The following is a 15,344-nucleotide window of genomic DNA, read 5'->3' as shown; positions in this document are numbered from 1 at the left end:
AATCGCCGACTGTCACGAAATATCCGGAGGCCGCACGCTGGTCGGCAACACGATCAGGAGGCACCCCCCATGCCACGCACCTCTTCGCTCCGCGCCCTGCAACGCCTGGCCGCCGACCACCACGTGGCTCACCGCCTGGGCATGCCCGTCGAGGAACTGCGCGGCCTGCGCACGTTCGACAGGAGGGAACTGCTCAAGTGGGCGGGCGCGGCCGGACTCGCCGCCGCGCTGCCCGGCGCCCGTACGGCTCGCGCCGACGTGGCGACCAAGCCCCCCAAACCCGCCAGGATCGCCATCGTCGGCGCCGGGATCTCCGGCCTGACCGCCGCGCTCACCCTGCGCGACGCCGGTGCGAACCCCGTCGTGTACGAGTCCAACAACCGCGTCGGCGGGCGCATGTACTCCCAGCGCTCCCTCTGGGCCAACGGCCAGACCTCCGAGATCGGCGGCGAGCTCATCGACGTCGAGCACAAGAAGATGCTGGAGCTCTGCCGCCGCTTCAACCTGCAGACGGTCAACTTCGCCGGGGCGGGACCCAACGGCTCGGCGGAGATCCTGCACGTCAACGGCCAGTACTACCCGAGGGAGCAGGCGGACGCCGACTTCAAGGCGGTCTACCAGTCGCTGCGCGCCGACCTGCAGGCGGCGGGCGAGGTGACGTGGAACAACGCCACCCCGGCCGGCGTCGCGCTCGACAACATGACGCTGCGGCAGTGGATCGAGTCGCGGGTGCCCGGCGGCTACGCCTCGCCGCTCGGGAAGTTCCTCGACGTCGCCTACAACGTGGAGTACGGCGCCGAGACCACGCAGCAGTCGTCGCTCGCGCTCATCCTGCTGCTCGGCTACCAGCCCAACCCCGGGCACTTCAACGTGTGGGGGCTGTCGGACGAGCGCTATCACATCGTCGGCGGCAACGACCAGCTCCCGCAGGCGATCGCGGCCTCCCTGCCCTCGGGGAGCATCCAGATGGGCTGGCAGCTGCTGGCCGTACGGGCCAACGCGGACGGGACGCAGACGCTCACCTTCAACGGCGGCAGGACCGTCACGGCCGATCACACGATTATCACCGTGCCGCTACCCATCCTCCAGGGGCTCGACCTGTCCAGGGCCGGGTTCGACGCCAGGATGACGAACCTGCTGCGCGACGCCCGCATGGGCTACGTCACCAAGCTCAACATGCAGTTCACCTCCAGGCCGTGGGTGGGCACCGGGCCGTGGCCCGGCGTGTCGGCCGGCGACTGCTTCACCGACCAGTCGTGGCAGCAGTGCTGGGACACCACCAAGGGCCAGCCGGGCACGAGCGGGGTGCTCATCCAGTACGGCGGCGGCGACGCGGCCAGGGCGCTCAACCCCTCGACCCCGTTCGCCACCCATACGGACCCGTACGTGCGCTCGCTGGCGAGCTCGGTGCTGACCGGGATCGACACCGTCTTCCCCGGCACCAAGGCCGTCTGGAACGGCCGCGCCCAGCTGTCGGCCTGGCACAAGAACCCGCACGCGCTGGGCGCCTACTCCTACTGGCCGGTCGGTTACCTGCACCGCTACGCGGGATACGAGGGCGTACGGCAGGGCAACGTGCACCTCGCGGGCGAGCACTGCTCCTACGACTTCCAGGGCTTCATGAACGGCGGAGCCACCGAGGGCGAGCGGGCGGCCAAGGAGGTGCTGGCGGACCTCACCTGACCGGGCGGATCGTGGCGAGGATCTTCTTGGTGCGGACCTCCCAGACGCCGCAGTGGCAGCGCAGGTAGGACACGGTGCCTTCGGAGGTGGCGTGGGCGGAGACGACGGTGTGGCGGTGGTTATGCATGCCTTCAGCCTGATGTAATGGCCTTGTGCATTTCAATGCTTACGGCGGCAACGGGGCGGCCCTGTCGGCCGCGCTCGTCAACGCGACCGACTTCCGTCCCGGGCCGCTGGCCGCCCTGTTCACCGCGAACGAGATGATCCGCACCGCCCTGACGCCCGCCCAGGCCGAGGAGGTGCGGGCCTGGGCGCTGCGGCTCGACCCGGTCTTCGGCGCCGAGCAGGGCGAGCAGGTGCGGCTGATCAACGACCTCCTGGCGACCTCGGCCTCCTTCCCCCACGTCAGCACGCACGACGGCCTCGAGCCGCACCTGCACTTCTTCTCGCCGGAGGCCGACATCGTGGCCAGGGTGCGCGACACCACGGCGGGCGGCCTGGCGATGGCCATCTGCTTCTCCAGCGGCACCAGGCTGGGCAGGTGCGAGCGGGACGGCTGCGCGATCGTCTTCGTCGACACCTCGCGCAACGGTCGCAGGCGCTTCTGCTCGCTGGCCTGCGCGAATCGGGTCAATGTCGCCGCACACCGGCGCAGGCAGACCCAGATTGACGTGGAGGGAGCAACCGGGCGATAGTGTTCCGGATGGCTGCCCCCCGGATGATCACTTGCGCACTCGCACTGGCGACGCTCACGCTCTCGGCGTGCTCGCCCGCCGGCCGTACCCTTTCCGGCGGCGAGCCGATCGCCTCCGGTGTCGCAGGAGGCCCCACCTCCAGTGCCGCCGAGCCCTCGACCTCGGCCGCCGCCCCGCTGACGCCCGAGGGATACAAGGGCGAGCTGCAGGGGGTGCACAAGAGCGTCCTCGACTCGCTGAACGCGGTCGCGGGGGCGAAGTCGGTCAAGACCCTCGACGAGCGGGTGGAGCGCGCCGAGGCGGCGCTGCGCAGCGCGGCCGACTCCCTGGACGCGGTGGCGCCGCCCGCTGACGTGCAGGCGCAGCACGACACGTATGTCGCCGGGCTGCGTGACCTGGCGGCGGAGTTCAGCTCGGCGACGGGCAAGGTGGGCAACCGGGAGCTGTGCACTGCGTCCGGGGTGTTCAGCGACCTGGGGGCGAAGCTGGGGGCGCTGGACGACGCGGGGGAGGCGTTGCAGAGCGCTGGAGACTATCCGGCGGACGTCGTCACGGTGAAGGCGGGGTCGAAGCAGAACCGGCGGTTGTCCACCGGGGCGTTTCTCAAGCGGGAGAACCTGAACGGGCGCAGCTCGCTGCAGATCTCCAACGGCGGGGATCGGGACGCGGTGGTCACGCTGATGCGGGGCGGCACCAAGGCGTTCAGCGTTTATGTGCGGAAGAACGGTAAGTACAAGGTGCGGGGGGTGCGGGACGGGAGTTACCGCATTTACTTCACGCATGGGGTGGACTGGGATGGGAAGTTGCGGTCGTTCTCGCGGCGGTGCAGCTTCGAGCGGTTCCAGAAGAGTGTGAAGTTCAAGACGACTTATACGTCCACGCAGATCTTGTGGCATGACTGGCGCATCACCCTCCACGCCATCACCGGCGGAAACGCCCCCACCGACACCGTCGACCCGGGCTCCTTCCCCAGCTAGCTTTTTGGGGGGTACGGCGGAGCGCGGAACGCCGTCCGTGGCTGAGGTCCCTCCAGGGGGACGCTCCTCGGGCGCACATGGCCGGGCACCCCAACGACGCAACGCCCTGCCGGTTCTTCGGAAAACCCTAAAGGACCGTGACCCTCTCGGGGCCGTGACTCCCCAGGGACCTCAACCCCAAGGCGCCCTCAACCGCCTAGGGGCTCCCCAATCGTCAAGGGGACCTCAACCCCCAAGCGACCGTGACTCTCAAGAGACCTGTACCCCTTCGGAGAGGAGTGGGTTCTTTGGGGTTGGGGTTGGAAAACGCGAAGGGCCGCGCGGGGTGCGCGGCCCTTCGGGTGGTTTACGACGAGAACAGCATGCCCACCCAGCTGTTCCTGCGGTGGTGGCCGTAGTGGCCGCCGTGGTGCGGAGCGCCCCAACCGGGAGCCCCGTGTGCGGGCGGCGGCGGGGGAGCGGCGTGGAACTGGTTCTCCATCCGGCTCAGCGTCTCCAGCTCGCCATAGTCGAGGAAGATCCCTCGGCAGTTGTCGCACTGCTCGATGTGGACCCCGTTGCGCTCATATGTCCGCATGTTTCCGCGGCACTTGGGGCACTGCATCTCGATCTCCTTGCCCTCCGTTGACACCTCTGCGTGCGCCACTATGTCAGGCTTTTGCCAAGCTCAACAATGCGGTCACACGCCTGGACCAACGATTGCTCCACCTCGTCGAGTTCCCGGCCGTCCCTTTCCGCGTTGCCGACCGCGACCGCCGTGAGCTGGACGGTCAGCGCTCTGGCCGGAATGTCCAACCGTGTCCAAGGGTTCCCCGGCCCCAGCGCGGGCCCACCCGCGGCCAGATACGCGCCCAGGAACCGCTCCCACACCGCCGGTTCGAGCAGCCCCGCCATGTACCAGGCAGCCGGCCTGGCCAGGTCCCACGCGGGGTCGCCGGTGCCGACGTCGTCGATGTCGATGAGCAGCCACTGCCCCCGGTGCACGAGCTGCCCGAGGTGCCAGTCGCCGTGCGTCAGGAGCTGCGGGCCGTACGCCGGAGCAGGCAGCCCGGCGAAGGCGCGCCGTACGAGATCCTGGACGGGGCCCTCGCCCGGCATGCGGTCGACGGCGCGCGCGGCCCGAGCGGGACCGTTGGCGCCAGGCAGCGGCGGCAGGTCGGTCAGGGGTACGGCGTGCAGCCTGGCCAGCAGCCTGGCGCCCTCCTCCCAGGGCGCGCCGTCCGGATCGTCGTGCGAGACCGGCGTGCCCGCGGGCCACACGGTCACGCAGCGGCCCTGGACGGTCAGCACCGAGGGGTCCAGCGGCGCCAGCATCAGCCCGGACAGCGCCGCCGAGGCGGACGCGGCCAGCCGCAGGCGCAGCGGCCCCTCCTCGTCGCGCAGCGAGTGCGCCTTGACCACGACCTCGCCCCTGCGCACCACGACCACGTCGGTCCTGGTCTGGTGGAGGACGGGTGCGCCCCTGCCGCCGTAGTGGCCGGCGACGGCGACCAGTTCGTCCTCGAGTGTCACGTGATAAAGACTAGGGGGCATGAGGATCGGCTTCGCCGTACCGGTGTCAGGGCCGTGGGCCACACCGGAGAACATGCGCAGGCTCGCCACGCGGGCAGAAGGCCTCGGCTTTCACGAGCTGTGGACCTTCCAGCGGTTGCTCTATCCCGTCGGGCACCCGATGGGACCCACCTACAGCAGCGTGCACGACCCGGTCGTCACGCTGGCCCACCTGTCGGGCCTCACCAGCACGATCAGGCTGGGAGTGGCGGTGATGAACACCTTCGTCCAGCCGGTGCCGCTGGCCAAGCAGCTCGCCTCGCTGCAGAACCTGTCGGGCGGGCGGCTCGACGCCGGGCTCGGGCTGGGGTGGCTCAGGGAGGAGTACGAGGCCGCCGGGGTCGGCTTCGAACGCAGGGGAGCGCGAGGGGAGGAGTTCGTCGAGCTGCTGCGCAAGTGCTGGACCGAGGACGTCGTCGAGCACAGCGGCGAGTTCTACCGGGTCAGCGCCTCGCATCTGGACCCCAAGCCGGTGCCGCCACCGCCCCTGCTGCTGGGCGGCGCGGCCGAGCCCGCGCTCAGGCGGGCAGGACGGCTGGCCGACGGGTGGATCAGCTCCAGCCGCGAGGACCTGACGAAGATCCAGGAAAAAATCTACGTTGTAAAGGCGGCGGCCGAGGCGGCAGGGCGCGATCCGGAGAGCATGCGCTTCATCTGCCGCGGCACCACCAAGGTGCGCAAGGGCGAGCGTGCCCCGCTCACCGGCGACTACGACCAGATCAGGCAGGACGTCTCCGATCTCGAGGCCCAAGGGTTCACGGACGTGTTCCATGATCTGAACTTCGACCCCGAGATCGTCACGGCTCCCGCAGAGGAGGCCTGGCGCAGGGCGGAGGAGGCCCTGGAGGCCCTCAGGTAGTCGACAGCGCGACCGTCGGGGAGAGCCTGGCGGCCCGCATCGCCGGGTAGATGCCGGCCACCGTACCGATGAGGACGGTGGCCGCCACCGCGCCGCCGATCGCCCACGGCGGGACGACGGGCGGCCAGCCGCGCGACAGCGCGTAGCCGGTGGTGGCCAGCGCGCCGAGCACCGCCCCCACCACGCCGCCCAGCGCGGACAGCAGCAGCGACTCCGACAGGAACTGGATGCGCACCTGCCCCCTGGTCGCGCCCAGCGAGCGGCGCAGCCCGATCTCCTTACGCCGCTCCAGCACCGAGATCACCATCGTGTTGGCCACACCGACCCCGCCGACCAGCAGCGCGACCGCCCCGAGCCCGAGCAGCAGGTTGGTGAAGGCGCCCGCGGCCGCCGCCCTGGCCACCAGGGCGTCGGACGGCCTGCTGACCGTGACCTCGTCCGGCTGCTCGGGGTTGACCGTGCGCGGCAGCGCGTCGCGCACGGCGGTCACCGACTCCTCCGTCGAGCGCTCGTAGATCGTCGTCGGGTGCCCGTCGAAGTCCACGTATTTCTCGGCGGCGGGGAAGCCGATCAGCGCCGAGCGTTCGATCTCGGGCGCCAGCGGCATGGGCCCCAGGATCCCGATCACGGTGAACCAGCGCTGGCCCAGATAGACCTGCACACCGGTCCTGGTGATGCCGAGCCGCTTGGCGGCCAGCGCGCCGAGCACGACGGCGGGCTGGCGTTCCGTGGCCGCGTTCAGCCAGGTGCCCGCCGTGACCTTGCCCTCCAGGGTGGTGAGCAGGTCGGCCGTGGCAGCCTGTACGGCGATGCCGCCCGTGACCGCCTCGGAGATGCGGTCGGTGCGCCGCACGGTGGCCTCCACGGTGCCGGTGGCCGAGGCCGTCTGGACCGGGCCCATGCGCTTGACCATGGGCAGCGCGGTGGTGGGCAGCTTGGCCTCAGCGCCGAACATCGTCCTGCCCGGCGCGACGGTGAGCAGGTTGGTGCCCAGGCTGTCGAGCTGGCGCAGCAGCTGCTCGCGCGAGGAGGAGGAGATGCCGATCACCGCGATCATGGTGGCGATGCCGATGGCGATGCCGAGCGCGGACAGCACGACCCGGGTGGGCCGCGAGCGCAGCCCTGACGCGCCCACGCGGAGCACGTCGGAGGGGCCGAGCCTGGCGGGGGTGAGCCTGGTCATGGTGCCGCTCCCGTGTCTTTCACGATCCGCCCGTCGCGAACCGCGACCTGGCGCGGGCACCAGGCCGCGATCTCCGTGTCGTGGGTGATGATCGCGATGGTGGTGCCCGAGGCGTGCAGGTCGCGCAGGATGCGCAGCACCTCGGCGCCGGCCGCCGAGTCCAGGTTGCCCGTAGGCTCGTCGGCCAGCAGCAGCGGCGGGTTGCCCGCCACAGCCCTGGCGACGGCCACCCGTTGCTGCTCGCCGCCGGACATCTCGTTGGGCTTGTGGTCGAGCCGGTGGCCGAGCCCGACCCGTTCCAGCGCGGCCGCCGCCCGCTTGCGCCTGACCCGCTGGGAGACGCCCGTGTAGAGCAGGCCGTCCGCCACGTTGTCCAGCGCGCTCACCCCGGGGGCCAGGTGGAACTGCTGGAAGACGAAGCCCAGGTAGCGTGCGCGCAGCGCGGACAGCTCGCGGTCCGACAGCCCGGACACCTCGTGCCCGGCGATCCGCACCGTGCCCGAGGTGGGCCGGTCGAGCGTGCCGATGATCTGCAGCATGGTGGACTTGCCCGAGCCCGAGGGCCCGACGATGGCGAGCAGCTCGCCCTCCTCGACCGCGAGGGAGGCGCCGCGCAGGGCGTGCACGTGGCCGTTGTAGGTCTTGGTGACCCCGGACACCTCGATGATCATGTGGCGGGCACCCCGACCTTCGCGCCCTCGGCCAGCCCGTCGCCGGTGATCTCGACCATGCCGCCGCCGAACGCGCCGGTCTTGACCGCCACGACGCGGGTCTTTCCGCCCTCGACGATCTCCACGCCGAAGCCGCCCTCGCGCAGGGCGAGCAGCGCCTCGACGGGTACGGCCAGCACGTTCTTGTGCCTTTCGCTCTCCAGCTCGACGTCGACCGGGGCCTGGTCGAGCTTGGTCCTGGGGGTCTTGGCCAGGGTGATGTCGACGTCGACCGTGGTGCCCGCGTCCTGCTCCTTCCCCGCGCTCTCGGCGACCTTGCCGACCGAGGAGATCTTGCCCTTGACCCGCTCGCCGCCGGGCAGCTCGACCGTGACCCCGGCGCCCTTCCTGGCCATGGACTGGTCGCCGGTGTCGAGGTCGACGTGGACGAGCCGCCTGGTGCCGCTGACCGTCATGAACGGCTGGCCGGGCGCGCTCCTGTCGCCGACCTCCAGCTTGGCGTCGGTCACCCGCACGGCGGACTCGAGGAAGACGACCTGGGAGGCGTCCACGGCGCCGGTCTCCGTCAGGCCCCTGTCGTCCTGCCACTCCTTGACGGCCAGGTAGGTGGCGTAGGTGAACTCCTCGTCGACGGTCAGGTCGTCGCCGTAGCCGAGGGCCTTCAGGTTGCTCTCCAGCTGTTTGACGTCGGGGCCGTCGGACACGCCGCGCTGCAGGGTGCGGTAGAGGGGCAGCCTGCCGTACATGAGGGTCAGGGGTTTCCTGTCGACCTTGAGCAGTGACCTGCCGCGGCGGATCACCGCGCCCTCCTCGGCCACCCAGGTGACCGTGCCGGCCGCTGTGGCGGCCAGGCGGTGCTCGCCGGCGTAGGTGAGGGTCCCGTCGACGGTCTTGGTGTCCACCAGGTCCTGCCTGGTGATCGGGGCGGTGGCGGGTACGGCGGGCGGCGTGGGGGAGGCGACGCCGGTGTTGCCGTCGGCCATGACGGTCATCGCCGTCCACGCGGCCGCCACGGCGAGCAGTGCGGTGCCGCCGAGGACGAGGCCCTTCCTCACTGCCCGCCCCCGAAGTTCGGCTGGAACTCCTTGCACGCCTTCTGGGCCTTCTCCATCTGCTTCTCCTGGCCCTGGGGGACCTGGACCATGAACTTGCCGTCCTTCGGGTCCTCCATCGCGATGCCGTTCTCGCGCATGCACTGGGCGTACTTCAGGACCTTGTCCTGCGCGCCCGGGTCCTGCTTGACGCGCTCGCCGACGACGTTGTCCATGAGCGGCTGGCAGGCCTTCATGGCCTTCTCCGTGACGTTCTGGTCGCCCTTGGCCTCGATGCGGATGCCGCCGCCCGGCTCGGGGTCCTTCATGTCGACGCCGTGCTCGCGCATGCACTGGGCGAACTTGAGCTGCGCCTCGCGCTGGTCGGTGGGACCGCCGGAGGCGGAGCTGGACGCGCTGGGTTTGGCCGCTGTCGTGCCGCCGTCCGCGCTGGCCACGCCCGCCGTGGTGGGCTGGCCGCCGCCGCAGGCGGTGAGCGCCAGGGCGAGGGGCGCGGTGATGAGCAAAAGCCGGATCTTCATGGGTTGCTCCTTCTGATGGGGCTTGCGGCACCAACATCAGCGGACGTCGTGCTAAACCCGGATAAGCGGGCTTACCCGGTGCTAACACCTCTTCGGTCACTCTCGTAGGCATGAGAGTCCTGGTGGTGGAAGACGAGGAGCGGCTGGCCGACGCCATAGCGCAGGGGCTGCGCCTGCACGCGATGGCCGTCGACGTGGCCTACGACGGCCAGGAGGCGCTCGAGGTGGCCTCCTACGTGTCGTACGACGTGGTCGTGCTCGACCGCGACCTGCCCGAGGTGCACGGCGACGACGTCTGCCGCGAGCTGGTCGACAGGAGCAGGATCCTCATGCTGACCGCGGCCGGGCAGATCCGCGACAAGGTCGGCGGGCTGTCCATGGGCGCCGACGACTACCTGGTCAAGCCGTTCGCCTTCGCCGAGCTGGTGGCCAGGATCAGGACGCTGGCCAGGCGCTCCCCGCGTACGGCCGTGCCGGTGCTGGAGCGGGCGGGCATCGTGCTCGACCCGGCCCGCCGTACGGTGACCAGGGGCGGGACGGCGGTGGCGCTGAACCGCAAGGAGTTCGGGCTGCTGCAGGAGCTCATGCGGGCCGACGGGGAGCTGGTCAGCACCGCTGACCTGCGCAGGAGCGTCTGGGACGAGTACGCAGAAGCCAGCGGGGTGCTGCGGGTCACGCTCACCTCGCTGCGCAAGAAGCTGGGCGCGCCAGCGGTGATCGAGAACGTGCCGGGCAAGGGGTATCGCCTGTGAAGCGGCTGGGGCTGCGCACGCGGCTCACCCTGATCTACAGCGGGCTGTTCTTCGTGGCGGGGTCGTTGTTGCTGGTGGTGTCCTACCTGCTGACGGCGCGGGCGCTGGAGCAGAAGTTCGCCGCCAAGGTGCAGGTGCTGGGGGTGGCCCCTGGGACATCGCTGGCCACGAGCTCGGACACGCTGTTCAAGACCATGAGCCAGGAGGTCGAGCGCAAGGCGGCGGACGTGCTGTCGGAGCTGCTGCGGTCGTCGCTGGCGATCATGGCGTTGTTCGGGGTGGTGGCGCTGGTGATCGGGTACCTGGTGGCGGACCGGGCGCTGCGGCCTTTGGAGCGGGTGACGGAGACGGCGCAGCGGCTGTCCGAGAGCACGTTGCACGAGCGGATCGCGCTGAAGGGGCCGCAGGACGAGGTCAAGCGGCTGGCGGACACCTTCGACGGGATGCTGGACCGGCTGCACCGGGCGTTCGACTCGCAGCGGCGGTTCATCGCGAACGCGTCGCACGAGTTGCGGACGCCGTTGACGATCAACCGGACGGTGCTGGAGGTGTCGCTGGAGGAGCCCAAGGCGTCGGAGGACCTGAAGGCGCTGGCGCGGGCGCTGCTGGGGACGAACGCGCGGCACGAGCGGCTCATCGAGGGGCTGCTGCTGATGGCGCAGTCGGAGCAGGAGCTCACCGTGCGCAAGCCGGTGGACCTGGAGCAGATCGTCAGGATCGTGCTGGAGCAGGTGGAGCTGGAGCCTCGGCGCCGTGGGGTCACGGTGCATCACGAACTTGCGCATGTGGTGGTGGAGGGCGATCCGCTGTTCCTGGAGCGGTGCGTTTTCAACCTGGTGGAGAACGCGATCAAGTACAACGTGCGGGACGGGGAGGTGTGGGTGCGGGTGTTTCCCGACGGGGCGGTCGAGGTGGAGAACACGGGGCCGCTGGTGCCCGCCTACGAGGTGGACGACCTGTTCGAACCCTTCCGCAGGCAACACGACCGCGTCCGCTCCGACCGGGGGGCGGGGCTGGGTCTGTCGATCGTCCGCGCGATCGTGAACGCCCACGAGGGCACCGTGACCGCCGTCTCCCGTCCTGAGGGCGGCCTCATCACCACCGTCCGCCTCCCCACCCTCGACCTCACCACTGCCCTCAAGAGCCCTCAGCCGGGCTGAGGTCCCGCTGGGCTGGGGTCCTTTTAGGGAAAGCGCCCCGGGAACCCCCAGGCCCGCAGCCCCGGAGGCCCGGAGCCCCGGAGTCCCCGGGGCCATGGGGCCTCGGGTCCCGGGTCCATGGGGCCGGGTCCTTAGGGCTGAGGTCCTTAGGGCTGAGGTCCTTTGAAGGCTGAGGCCCCTGGAGGGCTGAGGTCTCTTGAGGGCTGAGGCCCCTGGAGGGCTGAGGTCTTTTGAGGGGTGAGCCCCTGAGGGCCGTCCTTAAAAGGACCCCAGCCCCCGAAGGACCTCAGCCTCGTGTGAAGCCCGTGACCCCTCCGAGGAGTTCACGGGCTTCACACGAAAGGGTCAGAGATGCCGATCCCACCACTCGAGGATGGCGTCGAACCGGGCCACCCGATGGCTGGGAAGACCCGAGCGGGACAGTTCGTGCCCCTCACCCGGGAACAGCAGCATCTCCGCCTCCGCCCCCCGCAGCTTCAGCGCCACGAACAACCGCTGCGCCTGCTCCACCGGGCACCGCCAGTCATGCTCCGAATGAATGATGAAGAACGGAATGTCGATCCGATCCGCATACGTCAGCGGACTCAAAGCCGCCCACCCCGCAGGATCGCTCCCATACAGGTCGAACGGGAACGACCACCCGATGTCGCTGCTCCCGTGGAAGCTGTCGATCGCGTTGACCGCCCGCTCGCTGATCGCCGCCTTGAACCGCGACCCGTGGTGCGCCGCCAGCCACGTCGTCATGAACCCGCCGTGCGACCCGCCCAGCACCCCGACCCGCGAGGTGTCCAACCCCCCGGTGGCCAGCGCCGCGTCCAGCAGCGCGAGCAGGTCGACCGCCGACTTCGCCCCGACGTCGCCGATGATGGCCGAGCCGTGCGCCTGGCCGTACCCGGAGGAACCCCGCGGGTTCCCGTAGACCACCGCGTACCCGGCCGAGGCGTAGACCTGCGCCTCGTCGAAGACCTGCCAGCCGTACTGCGCGAACGGCCCGCCGTGGATCATGAGCAGCACCGGGTGCGGCCCCTCGCCCGCCGGGCGGGCGATCCAGCCGTGCACCGGGTACCCGTCGGGAGCGGTGGTGGTGATCTCCTCCAGCGGCAGCACCTCCAGCCCGCTGCCGAACGACGTGAGCGTGAGCTCCTTGCCGTCCCGCAGGACGACCAGCTCGCCGCAGCTCTCCTGGTCGGCCACGGCCGCGACGACCGTGTCACCGGCCGCAGCGACCCCGGTCACCGCACGGTGACCGCTGATCAGCACGGTCGCCTCGCCGCCGGAGTAGGGCACAAGCAGCAGGTCGGCCGCACCCCTGTTCTCGGTGACGAACAGCGCGCCGTCCTCGGTGACGGCGAAGTCGGCCGCCGACTGGTAGCGCTCGGCGTCGGTGAGGCGGCGGGCCGGGGCAGAGCCGTCGGCGGGTACGGACCACAGGCCGAAGTGCCTGGCGATGAGCCCGACCCTGTTGGCCCCCGGCTGCGCTGCGGCGAACACGATGGCCTTGCCGTCCGGCGTGAACTGCGGGTCGCCGAGCGCCAGGTCGGTGGCGGTGACGGAGCGCAGGCCCGTGCCGTCGGGCGCGCACAGCCAGATGTCGGAGACGTGCGTGGTGTCGCGCTCCTCGTGGCGTGCCGAGGTGAAGGCGAGCTGCTGCCCGTCGGGGCTCCAGGCGGGCTTGAAGTGCTCGAAGTCGCCCGCGCTCACCTGGACCGGCTCGGCCGGCTTGCTCTGCGAGGCGAACGGGTCGGCGACGAAGATGTGCGAGTGGCGGTCGGTGTAGAAGCCGAGGCCGTCGAAGCGGTACTTCAGGGTCGTGATGTGGCGGGGGCGCTCCTGGTTCGGCTTGGTGTCGCCGTACCTGCCCTCTTCCGGCACGCGCGCCGCGAACGCGATGCGCCGCGAGTCGGGGCTCCAGGCGGGGTCGCTGACGCCGAGCGGCCGGTCGGTGACCTGCCAGGGCTCGCCGCCCGCTGTGGGCAGCACGTAAAGCTGCGGCTTGGCGCCGTCGCCGCCGCGGACGAAGGCCAGGTGGGCTCCGTCGGGGGAGTAGACGGGCGAGCTGTCTGCGTGGCCGGAGGTCAACCGCCTGGGCTCGGCTGAGCCGTCGGTCGGGACGATCCAGAGGCCGCCGCGGTACTCGTCGGCGTCGAGGTCGGGCCGGGTCACGGCGACGACGGCGAAGCGCCCGTCCGGGGAGATCGTCGGCTTGCCCAGGGTGTGCAGCAGGGAGATGTCCGCGGGTTTCATGAAGAAAAGACTATTGGGTGAAATATCAAGTTTTAGCCAGGCGAAGCGCCTCGGTGGCGACGGCGTGTCGCAGGTTCCTGATGCCGTCGCGGCCCCGGATCGGGTGCACCGCGTTGGTCAGGAGCACCACGGTGAGCTCGTGCGCCGGGTCGACGACGAGCGAGGTGCCGGTGAAGCCGGAGTGCCCGAACGCGCCGGTCAGCGGGCCGACGATGGCGGGATCGCCGATGCGCACCCCGAGCCCGTGCCGGAACGCCGCGCCCTCGACACCCTGGTCGCGGGTCATCTCGCCGGTCAGGGGGAGATGCCCGAGTCGCAGCGCCTCGCCGAAGCGCACGAGGTCGGCGGCGGTGGAGAAGACGCCCGCGTGCCCCGCGACGCCGCCGAGGCCGTAGGAGGTCTCGTCGTGCACCTCGCCGCGGACGACGCCGTGCCGTTCCGGCTTCCACTCGGTGGCGGCGACGCGCTCGACGGCCGCCACGGGGCCGTAGCCGGTGTCGTCGAGGCCCAGCTTGGCGCTCACGCGGTCGCGGACCAGCTCGTCTAGCGGCGCTTCTCCGGCGAGCTCGGCGAGGCGGCCGACGGTGACCATGCCGACGTCGGTGTAGAGGTACGGGCCGCCGACGGGAGTGGTGATCGGGGTCGACAGAACCGCTTCCCTGCGGGTCGCCGCGTCGGCGGAAGGCAGCTCCAGGTCGATCCTGCGGGTCGGCTGCAGGCCCGCCCTGTGGGTGAGCAGGTGGCGCAGGGTGATCTGGGTACGGTGACCGTAGTGCTCGGGCAGCCACGTGGCGACGGGGGCGTCGAGGTCGAGCCTGCCCTCCTCGACCAGCGACATGATCACGCTGGTGGTGAAGAGCTTGCTGATGGAGGCGAGGTCGAAGATCGCATCTATTGTCACCGGCGGCCGTTCCGATGCCAGGGTGAAGTCGGTGCCGGTGTAGCGGACGAGCTCGCCGACGGCGGCAGAGGCCACGGTCGTCCCGCCCACGGCGATCATCGCGACGGCGGCGGAAGCGACCTCGGGAACCGCGCCGAGCAGGATGTCCTCAAGCACCGGGGACCTTCTCCAGGGCGTCGCCCAGGCGTTCGCCGTGGGTTTCCAGCAGTGCGCGGGCCGCCATCGCGTCCAGGCCGTGCTCGATCATCACCACGGCCACCTTCGCCTGCCCGTCCGCCGCCTCCAGCGCCTTGCGCGCCGTCGCGTCGTCGGTGCCGGTGATCTCGCTGACCATGTGGATCGCCCGCGAGGCCAGCTTGGTGTTCATCGCCGACATCTCGATCATCTTGTTACCGTACGTCCGCCCCAGCCGGATCATCGAGATCGTGGAGATCATGTTGAGCACGAGCTTCTGGGCCGTGCCCGCCTTGAGCCTCGTCGAGCCGGTCACCACCTCGGGCCCCACGACCACCTCGATCGCGTGCGCGGCTGCGGCCGACAGCGGCGTCCCCGAGTTGCACGAGAGCCCCACCGTCAGCGCCCCCCGCCGCCCCGCCTCGCCCAGCGCGCCGAGCACGAACGGCGCCCGCCCGCTGGCCGACACGCCGACCACGGAGTCGAGCGCGCCCACCTCCAGCTCCGCGATCGAGTCGGCGCCCGCCTCGGCGTCGTCCTCCGCGCCCTCGACCGACCGGGTCAAAGCGGGCTGGCCGCCCGCGATGATGCCGACGACGAGCGAGGGGTCGGTGCCGAAGGTCGGCGGGCACTCCGACGCGTCGAGCACGGCCAGGCGGCCCGAGGTGCCCGCGCCGACGTACAGCAGGCGCCCGCCCGCCTCCATGCGCGAGGCGATCGCGTCGATGGCGGCGGAGATGTCCGGGATCACCACCGCGACCGCGACCGGCACGGCGGCGTCCGCCATGTTCATCAATCGGGCGATCTGCTCGGTCGGCAGGCGATCGATCTGGCTGTAGCGCGGGTCGCTCTGCTCCGTGGACAGCTCCGGAAGTGGATCAATCATGTCGCTAATTTCCACCTTTGACTTCAGTTTTGCAA

At 70.6% G+C, this 15,344-nt stretch carries 16 protein-coding genes; 6 read left to right on the top strand and 10 right to left on the bottom strand.

Features of this window, described 5'->3' with window-relative positions:
- Nucleotides 1–69: 69 nt before the first annotated feature.
- Complete coding sequence (locus ACIBG8_RS13970) at nt 70–1,683, top strand: flavin monoamine oxidase family protein (RefSeq protein WP_397343077.1); 1,614 nt, start codon at nt 70–72, stop codon at nt 1,681–1,683.
- Here the strand turns inward: ACIBG8_RS13970 and ACIBG8_RS13965 are convergent.
- Nucleotides 1,676–1,810, bottom strand: coding sequence for a hypothetical protein (locus ACIBG8_RS13965; RefSeq protein WP_397343076.1), 135 nt, complete (start codon nt 1,808–1,810; stop codon nt 1,676–1,678). The two genes, ACIBG8_RS13970 and ACIBG8_RS13965, sit on opposite strands and share 8 nt — an antisense overlap.
- 25 nt (nt 1,811–1,835) lie before the next feature.
- Between ACIBG8_RS13965 and ACIBG8_RS13960 the strand changes: the two genes are divergently transcribed.
- The gene (locus ACIBG8_RS13960; protein ID WP_397343075.1) at nt 1,836–2,378 is read left to right on the top strand and encodes a CGNR zinc finger domain-containing protein; all 543 of its coding nucleotides are present in this window, start codon (nt 1,836–1,838) and stop codon (nt 2,376–2,378) included.
- A gap of 8 nt (nt 2,379–2,386) precedes the next feature.
- Complete coding sequence (locus tag ACIBG8_RS13955; RefSeq protein WP_397343074.1) at nt 2,387–3,355, top strand: hypothetical protein; 969 nt, start codon at nt 2,387–2,389, stop codon at nt 3,353–3,355.
- Nucleotides 3,356–3,701: 346 nt separating this feature from the next.
- On the opposite strand, the gene ACIBG8_RS13950 is transcribed toward ACIBG8_RS13955, so the two are convergent.
- Entirely contained in the window at nt 3,702–3,959 is a 258-nt protein-coding gene (locus ACIBG8_RS13950) for a zf-TFIIB domain-containing protein (RefSeq protein WP_397343073.1), read from the bottom strand.
- Between the two features lie 41 nt (nt 3,960–4,000).
- Entirely contained in the window at nt 4,001–4,867 is an 867-nt protein-coding gene (locus ACIBG8_RS13945) for a phosphotransferase family protein (protein ID WP_397343072.1), read from the bottom strand.
- A gap of 19 nt (nt 4,868–4,886) precedes the next feature.
- On the opposite strand from ACIBG8_RS13945, the gene ACIBG8_RS13940 reads away from it, so the two are divergent.
- Nucleotides 4,887–5,765: a TIGR03619 family F420-dependent LLM class oxidoreductase gene (locus tag ACIBG8_RS13940; protein ID WP_397343071.1), complete on the top strand. Its 879-nt coding sequence runs from the start codon at nt 4,887–4,889 to the stop codon at nt 5,763–5,765.
- Here ACIBG8_RS13940 and ACIBG8_RS13935 read toward each other — a convergent pair.
- From ACIBG8_RS13935 to ACIBG8_RS13920, 4 genes are read right to left on the bottom strand one after another with little or no spacing between them, the layout of a single operon-like run.
- Nucleotides 5,758–6,948, bottom strand: a complete 1,191-nt coding sequence (locus tag ACIBG8_RS13935; protein WP_397343070.1) for an ABC transporter permease — start codon at nt 6,946–6,948, stop codon at nt 5,758–5,760. The genes ACIBG8_RS13940 and ACIBG8_RS13935 overlap by 8 nt on opposite strands.
- Entirely contained in the window at nt 6,945–7,619 is a 675-nt protein-coding gene (locus tag ACIBG8_RS13930) for an ABC transporter ATP-binding protein (protein ID WP_397343069.1), read from the bottom strand. The genes ACIBG8_RS13935 and ACIBG8_RS13930 overlap by 4 nt, the downstream gene beginning before the upstream one ends.
- Nucleotides 7,616–8,674, bottom strand: a complete 1,059-nt coding sequence (locus tag ACIBG8_RS13925; RefSeq protein WP_397343068.1) for an efflux RND transporter periplasmic adaptor subunit — start codon at nt 8,672–8,674, stop codon at nt 7,616–7,618. The genes ACIBG8_RS13930 and ACIBG8_RS13925 overlap by 4 nt, the downstream gene beginning before the upstream one ends.
- Complete coding sequence (locus ACIBG8_RS13920; protein ID WP_397343067.1) at nt 8,671–9,192, bottom strand: hypothetical protein; 522 nt, start codon at nt 9,190–9,192, stop codon at nt 8,671–8,673. The genes ACIBG8_RS13925 and ACIBG8_RS13920 overlap by 4 nt, the downstream gene beginning before the upstream one ends.
- A gap of 110 nt (nt 9,193–9,302) precedes the next feature.
- Between ACIBG8_RS13920 and ACIBG8_RS13915 the strand changes: the two genes are divergently transcribed.
- Both ACIBG8_RS13915 and ACIBG8_RS13910 read left to right on the top strand, forming a co-directional pair.
- A complete protein-coding gene (locus ACIBG8_RS13915) occupies nt 9,303–9,944 on the top strand; it encodes a response regulator transcription factor (protein WP_397343066.1) in 642 nt (213 codons plus the stop codon).
- Nucleotides 9,941–11,104 (top strand): sensor histidine kinase, encoded by a 1,164-nt coding sequence (locus ACIBG8_RS13910; protein ID WP_397343065.1) that lies wholly within the window; start codon nt 9,941–9,943, stop codon nt 11,102–11,104. Before ACIBG8_RS13915 ends, ACIBG8_RS13910 begins: the two co-directional genes overlap by 4 nt.
- 345 nt (nt 11,105–11,449) lie before the next feature.
- Here ACIBG8_RS13910 and ACIBG8_RS13905 read toward each other — a convergent pair whose 3' ends face one another.
- Genes ACIBG8_RS13905 through murQ form a run of 3 tightly spaced genes read right to left on the bottom strand, consistent with a single transcriptional unit; the run spans nt 11,450 to nt 15,309 of the window.
- Nucleotides 11,450–13,348 carry a S9 family peptidase gene (locus ACIBG8_RS13905; protein WP_397343064.1) on the bottom strand — a complete coding sequence of 633 codons (1,899 nt, stop codon included), beginning with the start codon at nt 13,346–13,348 and terminating at the stop codon, nt 11,450–11,452.
- Nucleotides 13,349–13,373: 25 nt separating this feature from the next.
- A complete protein-coding gene (locus ACIBG8_RS13900) occupies nt 13,374–14,405 on the bottom strand; it encodes a serine hydrolase domain-containing protein (protein ID WP_397343063.1) in 1,032 nt (343 codons plus the stop codon).
- Complete coding sequence (gene murQ / locus ACIBG8_RS13895) at nt 14,398–15,309, bottom strand: N-acetylmuramic acid 6-phosphate etherase (protein ID WP_397343062.1); 912 nt, start codon at nt 15,307–15,309, stop codon at nt 14,398–14,400. Before murQ ends, ACIBG8_RS13900 begins: the two co-directional genes overlap by 8 nt.
- Between the last annotated feature and the right edge of the window lie 35 nt (nt 15,310–15,344).

The organism is Nonomuraea sp. NPDC050556 (genome assembly GCF_044457355.1).
Taxonomy (GTDB): Bacteria; Actinomycetota; Actinomycetes; order Streptosporangiales; family Streptosporangiaceae; genus Nonomuraea.
Note: the sequence above shows the minus strand (reverse complement) of the source record. Positions and strands in the feature narration are given on the sequence as shown.

Excerpts from the sequence above, each read along its gene's own strand:
- ACIBG8_RS13970 (WP_397343077.1), top strand. The coding sequence starts at position 70 with ATGCCACGCACCTCTTCGCTCCGCGCCCTGCAACGCCTGGCCGCCGAC.
- ACIBG8_RS13965 (WP_397343076.1), bottom strand. The coding sequence starts at position 1,810 with ATGCATAACCACCGCCACACCGTCGTCTCCGCCCACGCCACCTCCGAA.
- ACIBG8_RS13955 (WP_397343074.1), top strand. The coding sequence starts at position 2,387 with ATGGCTGCCCCCCGGATGATCACTTGCGCACTCGCACTGGCGACGCTC.
- ACIBG8_RS13950 (WP_397343073.1), bottom strand. The coding sequence starts at position 3,959 with ATGCAGTGCCCCAAGTGCCGCGGAAACATGCGGACATATGAGCGCAAC.
- ACIBG8_RS13940 (WP_397343071.1), top strand. The coding sequence starts at position 4,887 with ATGAGGATCGGCTTCGCCGTACCGGTGTCAGGGCCGTGGGCCACACCG.
- ACIBG8_RS13935 (WP_397343070.1), bottom strand. The coding sequence starts at position 6,948 with ATGACCAGGCTCACCCCCGCCAGGCTCGGCCCCTCCGACGTGCTCCGC.
- ACIBG8_RS13930 (WP_397343069.1), bottom strand. The coding sequence starts at position 7,619 with ATGATCATCGAGGTGTCCGGGGTCACCAAGACCTACAACGGCCACGTG.
- ACIBG8_RS13920 (WP_397343067.1), bottom strand. The coding sequence starts at position 9,192 with ATGAAGATCCGGCTTTTGCTCATCACCGCGCCCCTCGCCCTGGCGCTC.
- ACIBG8_RS13915 (WP_397343066.1), top strand. The coding sequence starts at position 9,303 with ATGAGAGTCCTGGTGGTGGAAGACGAGGAGCGGCTGGCCGACGCCATA.
- ACIBG8_RS13905 (WP_397343064.1), bottom strand. The coding sequence starts at position 13,348 with ATGAAACCCGCGGACATCTCCCTGCTGCACACCCTGGGCAAGCCGACG.
- murQ (WP_397343062.1), bottom strand. The coding sequence starts at position 15,309 with ATGATTGATCCACTTCCGGAGCTGTCCACGGAGCAGAGCGACCCGCGC.